This is a genomic window from Arcicella sp. GW821-FHT09D11, from assembly GCF_059416265.1.
In genome coordinates this window covers 76,492-90,402 of sequence record NZ_JBWKOV010000009.1, presented here as the reverse complement: position 1 = coordinate 90,402, position 13,911 = coordinate 76,492, and the positions used below count along the sequence as shown (strand labels likewise).

Annotated in this window: 9 protein-coding genes; 6 read left to right on the top strand and 3 right to left on the bottom strand. The window is 35.2% G+C overall.

The genetic code is table 11. The features are described from left to right. Positions 1-732: 732 nt before the first annotated feature. From AC07N0_RS19950 to AC07N0_RS19940, 3 genes are all read right to left on the bottom strand, one after another. Positions 733-1,704, bottom strand: a complete 972-nt coding sequence (locus AC07N0_RS19950) for a transketolase family protein (RefSeq protein WP_494590687.1) — start codon at positions 1,702-1,704, stop codon at positions 733-735. A 16-nt stretch (positions 1,705-1,720) separates the two neighbouring features. Then, positions 1,721-2,587, bottom strand: a complete 867-nt coding sequence (locus tag AC07N0_RS19945) for a transketolase (RefSeq protein ID WP_494590686.1) — start codon at positions 2,585-2,587, stop codon at positions 1,721-1,723. A gap of 121 nt (positions 2,588-2,708) precedes the next feature. Next, on the bottom strand, positions 2,709-4,706 hold the full coding sequence (locus tag AC07N0_RS19940; RefSeq protein WP_494590685.1) for an alpha-L-arabinofuranosidase family protein: 1,998 nt from the start codon (positions 4,704-4,706) through the stop codon (positions 2,709-2,711). A 907-nt stretch (positions 4,707-5,613) separates the two neighbouring features. Here AC07N0_RS19940 and AC07N0_RS19935 point away from each other — a divergent pair. The 6 genes from AC07N0_RS19935 to AC07N0_RS19910 all read left to right on the top strand — a co-directional run bounded on the left by AC07N0_RS19935 (position 5,614) and on the right by AC07N0_RS19910 (position 13,904). After that, positions 5,614-6,312, top strand: a complete 699-nt coding sequence (locus AC07N0_RS19935) for a GDSL-type esterase/lipase family protein (RefSeq protein WP_494590684.1) — start codon at positions 5,614-5,616, stop codon at positions 6,310-6,312. A gap of 36 nt (positions 6,313-6,348) precedes the next feature. After that, positions 6,349-7,719: a glycoside hydrolase family 28 protein gene (locus tag AC07N0_RS19930; protein ID WP_494590683.1), complete on the top strand. Its 1,371-nt coding sequence runs from the start codon at positions 6,349-6,351 to the stop codon at positions 7,717-7,719. A 16-nt stretch (positions 7,720-7,735) separates the two neighbouring features. Continuing rightward, positions 7,736-9,133 carry a family 43 glycosylhydrolase gene (locus AC07N0_RS19925; protein ID WP_494590682.1) on the top strand — a complete coding sequence of 466 codons (1,398 nt, stop codon included), beginning with the start codon at positions 7,736-7,738 and terminating at the stop codon, positions 9,131-9,133. A gap of 571 nt (positions 9,134-9,704) precedes the next feature. Continuing rightward, positions 9,705-11,201, top strand: a complete 1,497-nt coding sequence (locus AC07N0_RS19920) for an ankyrin repeat domain-containing protein (RefSeq protein ID WP_494590681.1) — start codon at positions 9,705-9,707, stop codon at positions 11,199-11,201. A 3-nt stretch (positions 11,202-11,204) separates the two neighbouring features. Continuing rightward, positions 11,205-11,699, top strand: a complete 495-nt coding sequence (locus tag AC07N0_RS19915) for a DUF2271 domain-containing protein (protein ID WP_494590680.1) — start codon at positions 11,205-11,207, stop codon at positions 11,697-11,699. Between the two features lie 9 nt (positions 11,700-11,708). Then, positions 11,709-13,904, top strand: coding sequence for a PepSY domain-containing protein (locus AC07N0_RS19910; RefSeq protein WP_494590679.1), 2,196 nt, complete (start codon positions 11,709-11,711; stop codon positions 13,902-13,904). Positions 13,905-13,911 lie beyond the last annotated feature (7 nt).

Below are 13,911 nucleotides of genomic sequence, written 5' to 3'. Positions count from 1 at the left end.
ATACAGTAGCATAAATCTTTAAATATCTATACCAAATGTTCAGCAACGTAAGAAAGTGCTAATTTCACACGATAATTTTCTAAATAGTATACGTAATGATAGGCTTTTGCCAAAAAAATCGGAGAATTGCACGTCTAAAAGAAAAAATTTGAAAGAATTAAGAACTCACGGAATGAGCAAAAATTCATTGTTTAGTAAATTTTACAGAGAAAAATTGTATGTTTTTAGTACTCTTTAAGTGTTCTTAAGGGGATAATTGGTAAATTTTTGAATATTTTTTGATTTAAAAGTATTATATAAGTAACTCACTAAACATTACTACGCATAATGTATGCGTTTGTAGCATAAATTCTCAAAAGACTTTATTGTTGGGCAAATGATTATTTTAAAGACGATGTTTAATTCATAAAAAGTATCAAATACATTACTAACAACAAGTAAACAAATTCAATAGCCAATTAAAAAGTGTATTATCAGCATGATATTTTAGTACTATCTTGTTTTCTTCTCTACAAGCGTTTCATAATTTCAGCATATTGGATGCCTCTTTTATTGCCCATCATGATTCGATTTTTCATTCAGTTATTCTAAGTAAGTACTACCAATATTTTTCTGAGTAGGAATTTTTTGGAAAAAACTAGCAATAAGCTAGCCTTAAAATACAAAATAAAAGCCACCCAAAAGATGAGTGGCTTTTATGACAAAATAAAAACAGATACTATTTTTTACAAACTATTTTGAATTAAGTAATTCCTTTCTTTTGATGGCAATGCGTACTTTTTCTACGATACTCTGAGCATTCAATCCGTATTTTTCCATTAATTGAGCAGGCGTTCCACTTTCACCAAAAGAATTATCTACACCAATCATTTCAATAGGTGCTATATGATTTCGGCTGAGTAACTGACACACAGCATCGCCTAATCCACCATTCAATTGATGCTCTTCGGCAGTGACAGCACACCCTGTTTTCTTCACTGAATTCAAAATTGCTTCTTCGTCCAATGGTTTAATCGTATGTATATTAATGATTTCTGCATCAATGCCTTCTTTCGCTAATATTTCACCAGCCTGTATGGCTTCCCATACCAAATGTCCAGTAGCAAAAATGCTTACATCTCTTCCTTCATTCACCATCCACGCTTTACCTATTTCAAACTTTTGATCAGGTGCTGTAAATACTGGAACGACGGGTCTGCCGAAACGAAGATAAACAGGGCCTTCGTATTCAGCAATTGCGATTGTCGCTGCTTTTGTTTGATTATAATCGCATGGATTGATTACTGTCATGCCTGGCATGGCTCTCATCATCGCAATATCTTCCAAAATCTGGTGTGTTGCTCCATCCTCTCCTAATGTTAATCCAGCGTGTGACACACAAATTTTTACATTACTACCTGAGTAAGCAACACTCTGTCTGATTTGATCGTATACTCTTCCCGAACCAAAATTGGCAAAAGTAGTAGCATAAGGAATATAGCCTGCAATAGCCATCCCTGCCGATACGCCAATCATATTTGCTTCTGCAATACCACATTGAACAAATCTTTCAGGATTATCTTTAATGAATGCATCTAATTTTAAAGATGCTACTAAATCTGCGCAAAGTGCGACAACTTTTGGATTTGATTTGCCCAATTCTGCCATACCTGCTCCAAATCCAGAACGAGTATCTTTTTTTTCTGTGAAACTGTATTCTTTCATCTCTAAAAATTATTTATTAGTAATCACCAATTGTTTCCTCTAATTGCAATAATGCTGTGTTCAACTGTTCATCATTAGGAGCAGCACCATGCCATTTATGCGTACCCATCATGTAGTCAACGCCGTATCCCATTTCTGATTTCATTAGAATCATAATTGGTTTTCCTTGTCCTTTCAACTGTTTAGCTTGGGCTAATGCATCTAATGTTAATTGCATATCGTTCCCATTTTCTAACGTAATCGTAGCCCATCCGAAAGCTTCATATTTTGCTTTCAAATCTTTATTACTCATTACTTTCTCTGTTGGACCATCTATTTGCTGCTTGTTCCAGTCAATAATAGCAATCAAGTTATCAAGTTGATAATGTGCTGCAAACTGCGCTGCTTCCCATACTTGCCCTTCTTGTTGTTCGCCATCACCCATCAAAACATATATATTACAGTCATCTCCTCTCAATCTCTTGGCTTTTGCTGCTCCAGCCGCTACTGATAAACCTTGTCCTAATGAGCCAGAAGCAATACGAATACCCGGCAAATGTTCATGTGTAGCTGGGTGTCCTTGTAAACGAGAGTTTATTTTTCTGAAAGTAGCCAATTCTGAAGGAGCGAAATAGCCACGATGTGCCAAAACAGAATAGAATAATGGAGAAATGTGTCCGTTTGATAAAAAGAATAAGTCTTCATTTTGTCCCGCACGAGAAAACGTCAGGTATCCGTCAGTCCCCTTTTCTTCATTAATAGTCATTTCATGAAAATAAAGTGCTACGACCAAATCAGCACATCCTAATGAACCACCAGGGTGTCCTGATTGACAAGCATGTACCATCCGTACAATATCACGGCGCACTTGCGAAGCTGTATTTTGTAATTGTTTTAATTCCATTTTTATTTGTTATTACGTTTTCTTTGAGTCTTAGAAAAAACAGGCATTATCTATAACGGATAGGTATAAACGTTTATGTTCATTTTATCATACTGATGTTCAATACTGAAAGAATTCATGTTTAAATTTTCTTTGCTAAAGTCTTAATCCTAATTACAGTAAGAGACATTGCTGGAGCAGGATAGTCAAAAACTTTATTTACTTTAACCGTTGAATATACAGGTACAATGTTCTGTGGATGCTCTAAAGTATTTTCGGCATTGGCATTTCCAGATAGCACAATTTGGGCTGCGTCACTCATATAGTTTTTGAATGTTGAAAGATTCACTTTCATGTTTTTTGCTACATTGCTGTTGTTGACGAATTTTAAAATAATATCACCCGTCTTGCTATCTTTTACACATGAAGCCGCAAGAGTACTGTCTTTAACATTTTGAGCAATAATATTATCATAATAATAATCTCCCTGATTGGTAGTAAACATCTTCTGAACATGATAATTGGGCGTAAGGCTAATTTTTGAATTGTCAAAAAATATCATGTCTGTATTCCACTGAGTATGATTTTTCTTTGCCAATAATGGAGCATACGATGCCATTCTTACGATATCTCCGTTGCGTTCTAGTGCTGTCATATAGGCTGCTTCGGCAATAGCATTATACAATTTATTTCCCCATGAGGCATATTCGCCTAAATAAACGCCAGATTTTTTTCTGTCATAAGAGTCGTAGCGATTCATATTTGAAAGAAACCATTTTGGGTCTTTATAATAATGCTCATCAATCATGGGTACATTGCTATTACTAGCAACTGTCCATCCCTTATCAAAATCTTCTCCGTCAGAAAATGGTCCAGAAGTACCAATAATCGTAATTTCTGGATGCTTTGCTCTTACAGCATCATAAATCATTTTAAAGCGTGCCTCAAATTCTGGCGTAATTTTATCTTCATTCCCTATGCCCACAAATTCAAGATTGAAAGGTAGCGGATGACCAGCAGCCACACGCTTTGCTCCCCACGTAGATGTTGCAAGACCATTCGCCCATTCTATTAAATCCAGCACTTCCTGAATATATTCCTGCATTTCGTCCATTGGCAGGGCTTTTTGTCCTGTACCACCAATACGCCAAGTACCTCCTGAGTTCTGACAACTAACTGCTGCGGGCAATACGGGAAGAGGTTTTGCACCTATATCTTCGCAAAACTGAAAATATTCATAATATCCCAAACCAGCCGTTTGATGATATCCCCAGATATTTTTTTGTTCTACACGTTGTTCTATAGGACCTACTGTATTTTTCCAACGATACATATTTCCTAGTCCATCACCATGTGCAAGACAGCCCCCTGGGAAACGGATAAAAGATGGTTTCATATCTGCCAATAATTGGGCTAAGTCTGCTCGTAGTCCATTCTGACGATTCTGGAAAGTCTTCTCAGGAAAAAGGGACACAACATCAAAGGCTATCTTTCCTTTTGTTGTAGCCAAAATAACTAAGGAAGTACTGTCGTTACTCACCGATGTGGTAAGCGTAGCAGTATATTTATTCCAATCTTTAGAACCAACATTTATTTTACTTTCGGCTACTATTTTCCCTTTTGGGGTTTGCAGGCTAATTGTGATAGCAATAGGGCTTGATGAAAGCTGACGTGCAAACATTGAAAAAGAATATTTGTCACCTTGCTTTATCACTATATTTTCAAATCCATGATTTTTTATGCCAACGCCTGCCTCGCCGACGTGCTCAATATTCAATACTGCATAATGTGGATTGTTAGGATGCACTGGAATGCTGGTCTCAACATTAAGCGAGCCATACGAATACCCTGGAGTAGTATATTCCCAGAAAGAAAGTGAATGCCAATCTGTTCGATCAGTTGGACTGTATTCAAACGAGCGATTTTGTATTAATTCAGCATATAATCCTCCATCAGCGGCATAGTTGATGTCTTCAAAAAATAATCCGAATAAATAAGGACTGATTTTTTTTCCTGTTTCTGTCTTCTTTTTCTGCGATTGACCAAAACTAATTATTGCAGAAAAAATCAAGAAAGACAACAAGCTTACTCGCATATATTTATACTTTTTACTGTGAGATATCTTTGTATTTTTTTTCATTTTTAACTAAAAAATTATAATAACCAAAACAAAATAAATGTATAACACAGTAGAACTGTTTAATCAAAAAAAATGCCTTTCAAACTGTTCTAAGTCAGGCGATAATATATCTCAAAACCTATAACAGACTAGAACAGTATACGCAAAAAAATATTTTTAAAACTCCCTCATCATAGATGATTCCTTCAGTTTACTAGTGACCTTTTTTAGCAAGATATTGAAAAATAAAGTCTAATATATAATAAAATAAATTTATGAACAAACAATATAACTAAAACAAGATATGTCTATAACACAGTAGAACACATAAAACAAAAAAATATTTTTTTCAAAGGTAAAAATTAAATGGTTTTAAATCGTGTTAATTGTACACAATTTCTATTGCTTAAATTAACGTAGACAAAGTTATCAATAAAATATAACTTGAACAACTTAAACTTTAATAAATTCAAGAAAAAATAAAAATTTATTAAAGGAAGTACACTTCGCAATCTTATAGAACTGATTATGACGCAGTTCTCTTCAAAATTTCCGTTTTTATATCTTATAAAATAATCCAAATTCCTTTCTCCGCTATATTAATCGTAAGCTCATCTTTGAGGATGCTTATTTTTTAAAAAGTTTTCAGTGCGGTATAAATTACCGATTCCGACGTATGGTATCATGAAAGTACATGATGGGAAATAAATATACTAAAGATATTCTTGTAGGTAGAGATTCAAAAAATGAATTAAATAGCTTAATAACTAAACAAAAATTGTCCTTATATATGCAAATACCTGTTGCGAAGATATAAAATCCTCATTTTCACATTTTTACTATAATTTATGAAGACATTAAATGAGCATTAAAACATATATTTTCTCATTGTAATGACCCATTAAGTTAGCCATTTAACAATAATGTAATGATAAAAAGAATAATCAACATCAGCACTGTTATTTTATTACTAACCCCTTTTGTAATACTTGCTCAAAACCCTACTTTCTCCAATAAAAAACTTACTATTCTTACTTTAGGAGATAGCAATGGTACATTTCCTATGAGTTGGCCACAACAACTAACAAAAGCATTCCCTAACGCTAAAATTTGTAATATAAGCAAGTCAGGAAGAACAATCGGTTTTCTAAATTTAGGAGATAGTACCTTAAATTCTCTTTTTGTGATTGACCAGAATCTAAAAAAGGCAGCAGCATTTACAGGGAATACACCGTATGATTTTGTGATTATTGAACTTGGTACAAATGATGCGAAGGCAGTTTTTGACAATCAACAAAAGGAAGTACCTCAGAACCTTGATAAACTAATTAATAAGATAAAAGACTCTCCCTATACAACCATAAAGCATGCAAAAATTATCATTATTTCTCCCCCGCCTTACGGAGCCAAAGCAGAAAATACCGTTAAATATGCAGGAGGAAATCAGCGGGTGGAAGCAATGAGCAAAGCATTTAAAAAAGTAGCTAACCGTCAGCATTGCTTTTTTGTGAATGGTTTTTCGACACCAGGGCTTAATATCGAAACCATGACTACTGATGGGATACATTTAGACTCGCTTGGTTCTAGAACGTTAATTGAACCTGTCATATCTCTGCTTGCTAAATAATATGAAAACGTACTAATTAAAAACAACTCATAACTCATGAAGAAAACTTACAAATACCTGATTTTGATATTAATACCTATGATATTTTCTTTTAAAAATGAAGAAAATAAGCTTACTATTAAAAAAATAAAAGTGAAAGCTCCTTTCAATATGCCTGTTATTAGTGTTCCTGATTTCAGTCGTTGTAAAAAATTATCGATTGTTGATTTTGGTGCTGTGGTTGGGGATAAAGAGAGAAATGCTACGGCAATCGCCAAGGCTATTGAGGAAGCAAATAAATTGGGGGGAGGAACGGTGGTAATTCCCAAAGGAGAATGGTTAACTAGCAAAATACATTTTAAAAGTAATGTAAACCTACACTTAGAAAAAGGAGCAACTTTGGTTTTCTCAGGAAACCCCTCTGACTACCTGCCTGCTGTAAAAAGTACATGGGAAGGTATGGAATGTTATAATTACTCTCCATTGGTTTATGCGTATCAGTGTAAAAATATTGCCATTACTGGCGAAGGTGAACTCAAGGCTGTCATGGATGTTTGGAAACAGTGGTTTGCACGTCCTAAAGCTCACATGGAAAGTATAAAAAGGTTGTATAATCTAGCGACAGAATATAGCCCGCTTGAAGATAGAAATATGGTCAATGATACGGCTAATCTTCGTCCGCAATTTATTCAATTCAACAGATGTGAAAATGTTTTGATGGAAGGTGTTTCAATCCAGAACAGCCCATTTTGGACTATCCACCCTTATTTGTCAAAGAATGTTGTTATCAAAAATGTTAAAGTGTATGCGCATGGTCATAATAACGATGGGATAGACCCAGAAATGAGTCAGAATGTATTGATAGAAGACTGTGTTTTTGACCAAGGAGATGATGCAATCGCTTTAAAATCAGGACGTAATCCAGAAGGGTGGCGTTTGAAAACGCCGTCTAAAAATATAGTCATTCGTAATTGTTTGGTAAAAAATGGACATCAATTATTAGCGATTGGCAGTGAACTATCTGGTGGCATAGAAAATGTATTTATGGATAACTGTACCGTTGTTGATGGGGCAAAACTAAATCACTTGGTTTTTATAAAAACAAATGAACGAATGGGTGGCTATGTGAATAACATTTATGTCTCTAATATCAAATCGGGCAAAATAGACCTAGGAATATTGGGTATTGAAACAGATGTTTTATACCAATGGAGAAATTTAGTGCCTACTAAAATCCGTAAGCTTACCCCTATCAAAAACATTTTCTTGACTAACATAACAGCAACAAATGTGAAATTTATATCAAGAGTACTGGGACAAAAGGAGCTTCCTGTTGAAAATGTATCATTACAAAAAGTACATGCTGATACAATTCTTGAAAAAGAAATGATTCATGAGAACTTAATAAACTTTAAAAATTTAAAGTAAACGATTTCAGTTAGGTATGAAGAAGACAGTTATTATTTTAATAGTTACTTTCGTAAAGGCTTTTGGCTTGTATGCACAAACACAAAATGCTATTTATTCGGGTGTTTCTTGGTTTGATAATCGAGGGGAGGTCGTGAGTGCTCACGGAGCCAATATCGTAAAAGACAGAGGGCGTTATTACCTTTTTGGAGAAAAACATACGGATACCAGTAATGTTTTTGTAGGCTTTAACTGTTATTCTTCCAGCGATTTGTATAATTGGAAATTTGAAAGTTTGGCTCTACCAATTCAAAATTCAGGAAAGTTAGGCCCTAATAGGGTTGGTGAACGCGTAAAAGTAATGAAATGCCCCAAAACGGGAGAATATGTAATGTATATGCATGCAGATACGATAAGCTACAAAGATCAATTTGTGGGCTATGCTACCTCAAGCACCATCACGGGGCCTTATACGTTCAAAGGACCATTACTTTATAATAATAAACCTGTTCGCAAATGGGATATGGGTACTTTTCAAGATACGGACGGTACTGGTTATGTATTGATACACGGTGGTGAGATTTATAAACTTAGTGATGATTATAAAAGCATTATCGAACAAACACATAAAAACATGATCGCAGGGTTTGAGTCACCTACTATTTTCAAGAAAGATAATATTTACTATTTTCTTGGCTCGCACCTAACGAGTTGGGAACGAAATGATAATTATTATTATACAGCGAGTGCCTTGAAAGGGCCATGGACTTATCGAGGAATTTTCGCACCAGAAGGAAAACTCACGTGGAATTCACAGACAACATTTGTGTTGCCGATTACGGGTTCAAAAGATACTACGTATATGTTTATGGGTGACCGTTGGTCTTTCCCTCATCAGGCTTCTTCGGCTACTTATATATGGCAACCACTCTCTATTTCAGGCACTTCGCTCTCTATGCCTACTTATCAAGAAGCATGGAAGGTTGATTTGAAAACGGGAAAAGTTTCATTGCCAATCAGCAAGGGAAAAGTAATTGATAACATGGATAAAGATAAAATTTCTTATTCGGGACAATGGCAACAGATCTCTTCAGATACTTTAACCATCAGTAGCTCGAATGTTAAGGGCGCTACGTTCACAATCCAATTCACTGGAAAACAAATAAGATTACACGGGCTTTTAAGACCAGACGGAGGCTATGCAAAAGTAATATTGAAGAATAAGCAAGGGGAAATAGTTCTTTCTACCTTAGTAGATATGTATTGCAAATATCCTGTATCGTCCCTTATTTTTATTACACCAGTTCTTGCAAAAGATAATTATACGCTCTCGGTAACAGTTGCGGGAGAACACGGAATGTGGTCTGATAAAAAGAAATCAAATTATGGAAGTACGGATGATTTTGTTTCGCTTGATAAAGTGTTAATTGACTAATTAAATAATACCTGTATTTACAAGATAATTTCCTCTCTAAACGATTGGCTTAGTGAAGTCAATCGTTTAGAGAGGAAATTGCTATTTTTGTACTCATCTACTAAAAAGGACTTATCAAATAATTAACTGCACAAATCAAGGCTATTTTTTATAACCAAAATTATTCAGAAGCGTATTCAGTCATAAAATAAGAAGAATCTCAAATTTTATCACATTTCTCTTGGCTTGTAAAGAAAGTGGGTAGTATATTTGCTTAATTTATAATTAGTCTAAATAAGGTAGTGTGTGAAAATAGGTAAAATAAAGGAAGTACGAAAGTACGTTACAAGCTTATTACAAGTAGAAATGATAGCAATACCAATACTCAACTGTAAAGCTATAATTGTGAGAAAAACGTATAGTGTTAAACGTTCATATTTCCAGAACTTGGATGTCATTTTATCAAGCTAAAATTAGCCATTGATAACACCAATATTTAGCATACACTAAACCTTTTGCTTTTAAAAAAATCTAAAGATTTAGTGAAAAATTTAGTATCAATTATAACTACATTAATTTAACATTATTCATTATGAAAAAACTATTTATTGTGGCAATAACTTTATTGACGTTTGCTGCAAAGGCTCAACAAAACACATTGTTAGATCAATCGTTTTGGAGAAATAAACCAACAGCAAGTGCAGTAAAAGCAGAGGTGGAAAAAGGGAATAATCCTGCTCAACTTAATGGAGCGAGTTTTGACCCCGTAGTAATGGCTATTAATGCAAAAGCGCCCAATGAAACAATTTTATATCTTCTGTCTCAGTCTGGCAACGATATTACAAAGATAACGCATGATAGTCGTACCTATTTACACTGGGCAGCTTATGCTGGTAATGTAGAAATTATGGAGTATTTAATAGGCAAAGGTGCAAAAGCTGATATTGAAGATAGTCACGGAGCAACGCCTCTTAATTTTGCAGCTTCTGCTGGTCAGACGAATACACAAATTTTTGACCTATGCTTGAAAGCAGGTGCTAATTTAAAGAAAGACTTAACCAATGACGGAGCGAATGCTTTATTATTAGTGGTAGCCAATGATAAAGACTTAGCATTGACGAACTATTTCATATCAAAAGGACTAGATTTAAAAAGCACTGACGCTAATGGAAATAATGCTTTCAGCTATGCCGCCAGAAGTGGAAATATTGAAATCTTAAAAGCGCTTCTACAAAAAGGAGTACCTGCTACAGACAATGCCATGATTATGGCGGCGCAGGGTACACGCCAAAGTGCTAATACAGTAGAGACATTTCAGTACTTAGAAAGCTTGAAACTAAAGCCGACAGCGACGAATAAAAGTGGAGAAAATGCGTTGCATTTTATTGTTAGAAAGCCGAAGCAACACGATATTATTCAATATTTTTTAAGTAAAGGCGTTGACGTTAACCAAGCAGATAGCGAAGGAAATACCGTATTTATGACTGCTGCGCTTGGTAGCCGTGATACTACAGTGCTAGCGTTGTTACTTCCAAAAGTAAAAAATATCAACCAAGGGAATCAAAAAGGTGCTACAGCATTGGCAATGGCTGTGCGTAGTAACTCTCCTGAAGTAGTTCGTTACCTTATCAATCAAGGAGCTTCTGTACAAGTAGCAGATAAGAGTGGTGACAATTTGGCGGCTTATCTTACTCAATCATATAGCAGTGGAGAAGGAAGAGGTCCGAATGGCCCTAAACCAGAAGATTTTGAAACAAAATTAAAACTATTACAAGCAAAAGGATTGAACGTATTGGCGCCACAAAAAAATGGAAATACGCTTTATCACTTAGCCGTAGCTAAAAGTGACTTATCACTTTTGAAACGCCTTCAACCTTTAGGTATTGATATCAACGCTAAAAATAGCGAAGGAATTACAGCATTACATAAAGCTGCGATGATTGCCAAAGATGATAATATCCTTAAATATTTGGTATCAATTGGAGCAGCCAAGGATGCTCAAACTAATTTTAAAGAAACAGCTTTTGACTTAGCAAGTGAAAATGAAACACTTTCTAAAGCTAAAATTTCCATTAATTTTCTTAAATAAACTATGCAATTATTTCGTAAAGCAACCTTACTCGTTGTGCTAATGTTTTTTGTTTCATTAGCAACGTCGGCACAAAATACTGGTACCAGCAAGTACAAATGTATGATTCAGATGACAAACTATATGGGCGAAGGAGCCTATTTAGTTGTTTCGCTTGTAGATGCGAAAGATAGTTATCAAAAAACCTTGTATGTACTTGGTTCTGACAAAAAATGGTATCGAAATTTAAAAGAGTGGCATAAAGCTTTTGCTAAAAAACCAACTAATATTAGTGCCATTACTGGAGCATCGGTAACGGGTGGTGATAGAAGTGTGGTAGTATTAGAACTTGACAATGCCACCATTAATTCAAACTATAAATTACGCTTCGAAACAGCAGTGGAAGATAAGCCTTATTATATAAAAGACTTAGAAATTCCCCTGACAACCGAAAGCCTTTCTGCTAAAAGCGAAGGTACTGGATACATCCGTTACGTGCGTTTTAGCGCTAACCAATAGTAGATATTTATGATAATTTCTCTTTGGAGATACAGCCACTTAGTATTGGCTGTATCTTCTTTTCTATTTTTAACCTTAGCTGCTGTGACGGGTCTTATTTTGGCCTTTGAACCCGTAGTCAATCCTACTAATACCTATCGGGTCAATGATTTTTCACAGATTACGCTTGCTCAAACACTTCCAATCCTTAAAACAAACTATCCAGACCTTATTGAACTAACGGTCGAACCGAATAATGTAGTAAGCATCAATGGTAGCGATGCGGATGGCAAAAATATCCATGCTTATGTAAATCCATTAACAGGGAAATTGTTGGGTGATTACCAAGAAAAGAATGCTTTTTTTCAATGGACAACTACCTTACACCGCTCACTTTTTTTGCATGAAACAGGTCGTTTAATAATGGGCTTTACCGCATTTATCCTATTATTAATTACGCTTTCGGGACTGATGTTATTAATCCAACGACAACGCGGTATCAAGCGGATATTTACGCGTATTGTCCGAGAAGACTTTGCTCAATATTACCACGTAGTACTAAGCAGATGGGCTATTATACCGATTATTATCATTGCCTTTACAGGCGCACATCTATCCTTAAACAGATTTGGAAGCAAAGAGGCCCCTAAAGTAAATCTTGATGTAAACCTTGACGATATCAAAACTCAGCCAGTACAAAAGCTAGCAGATTTTACTTTATTTAAAAATATCAAACTTTCAGAAGTAAAGAGTATTGAATTTCCTTTTTCGGAAGATGTGGAAGAGTATTATGTTATCAAACTTAAAGATAGAGAACTCGCTGTCAATCAAATTACGGGAGATGTACTTAGCCAAGTAGTATACCCTACCTCACAGCAACTTGCCGACTTAAGTTTATCGATACATACAGGTAATATCAATATTGTTTGGGCAATTATTTTAGCCTTGGCGTCTGCCAATATTCTCTTTTTTATTTATTCAGGATTCTGTATTACTTGGAAGCGAAGAGCAACGTCTATTAAAAATAAATATTCAGCCAAAGAAAGTAATTTTATCATCTTGGTTGGTTCTGAAAATGGTAGCACTTTCCGCTTTGCTCAAGCTATTTATAATGAACTAGATAGTCAGGGGAAAACAGTTTTTATGGGCAATATGAATCATTATGCTCTTTTTCCTAAAGCTGAACAACTACTTGTTATTACTTCTACCTATGGACTAGGAGAAGCTCCGAGTAATGCCCAAAAATTCAAATCACTGCTTGAACAATATCCTCAGAATCAGTCTATACAATTTTCAGTAGTAGGTTTTGGTTCGCATGCCTATCCAGACTTTTGTAAGTTTGCCTTTGAAGTAAATCATTGGTTATTGCATCAGCAGTGGGCTAAGGCATTGGTTGATATACATACTATCAATGACAAATCAGAACAAGAGTTTAGTATTTGGGCTGAGGCTTGGTCGCAACAAGCAGGCATTCCTCTTTCGCCTAAAATGGTAAAAGCAGAACCAGCATCATTGGAGTCTTTTGAAGTAATGGACACTACTTCTGAGAAGTCTGTTGATGAGACATTTTTAATTCGTTTTGAAGCTAAAAGAAAATTGCGTGCAAAATCTGGCGACTTACTAGCAATATATCCTGCAAACGACCATCGAGAAAGACTTTATTCTGTTGGTGTATGTGAAAAGCAGATACAGCTAAGTGTAAGACTTCATCCTGAAGGACTAGGTTCTGGCTTTTTGCATAGACTAAAGGCGGGAGAAACTATTCAAGCACGGGTTATTCAAAATAAGCATTTCCATTTCCCTAAAAAGGCCACTAGCGTAGTGATGATTTGTAACGGAACAGGTATTGCCCCTTTTTTAGGAATGATTAGCCAGAATAAACGAAAGGTTCCTTGTTATCTTTATGGAGGTTTTAGACAGCAAATTTCTTTAGAAAAATATGCTCCCATTTTAGAGTCATCTTTAGAAAATAAAGGTCTCATTCAGTTTCATACGGCTTTCTCACGAGAAACGACACTTAATAAACAATACATTGGCGAGTTGATTGCTAGAGACAGTGATTTCATCGCACAAACTTTGGCTTCAAAAGGAGTGATAATGTTGTGTGGGTCATTGTCTATGCAAAAAGGTGTTATTGAGATTATTGATGAAATCTGTCAATCACAACTTGGTAAGGATGTTAGTTTTTATCAGTCTAGAAGCCAGATACTAATGGACTGTTATTAAATAATTG

Excerpts from the sequence above, each read along its gene's own strand:
- AC07N0_RS19950 (WP_494590687.1), bottom strand. The coding sequence starts at position 1,704 with ATGAAAGAATACAGTTTCACAGAAAAAAAAGATACTCGTTCTGGATTT.
- AC07N0_RS19935 (WP_494590684.1), top strand. The coding sequence starts at position 5,614 with ATGATAAAAAGAATAATCAACATCAGCACTGTTATTTTATTACTAACC.
- AC07N0_RS19940 (WP_494590685.1), bottom strand. The coding sequence starts at position 4,706 with ATGAAAAAAAATACAAAGATATCTCACAGTAAAAAGTATAAATATATG.
- AC07N0_RS19920 (WP_494590681.1), top strand. The coding sequence starts at position 9,705 with ATGAAAAAACTATTTATTGTGGCAATAACTTTATTGACGTTTGCTGCA.
- AC07N0_RS19945 (WP_494590686.1), bottom strand. The coding sequence starts at position 2,587 with ATGGAATTAAAACAATTACAAAATACAGCTTCGCAAGTGCGCCGTGAT.
- AC07N0_RS19910 (WP_494590679.1), top strand. The coding sequence starts at position 11,709 with ATGATAATTTCTCTTTGGAGATACAGCCACTTAGTATTGGCTGTATCT.
- AC07N0_RS19915 (WP_494590680.1), top strand. The coding sequence starts at position 11,205 with ATGCAATTATTTCGTAAAGCAACCTTACTCGTTGTGCTAATGTTTTTT.
- AC07N0_RS19925 (WP_494590682.1), top strand. The coding sequence starts at position 7,736 with ATGAAGAAGACAGTTATTATTTTAATAGTTACTTTCGTAAAGGCTTTT.
- AC07N0_RS19930 (WP_494590683.1), top strand. The coding sequence starts at position 6,349 with ATGAAGAAAACTTACAAATACCTGATTTTGATATTAATACCTATGATA.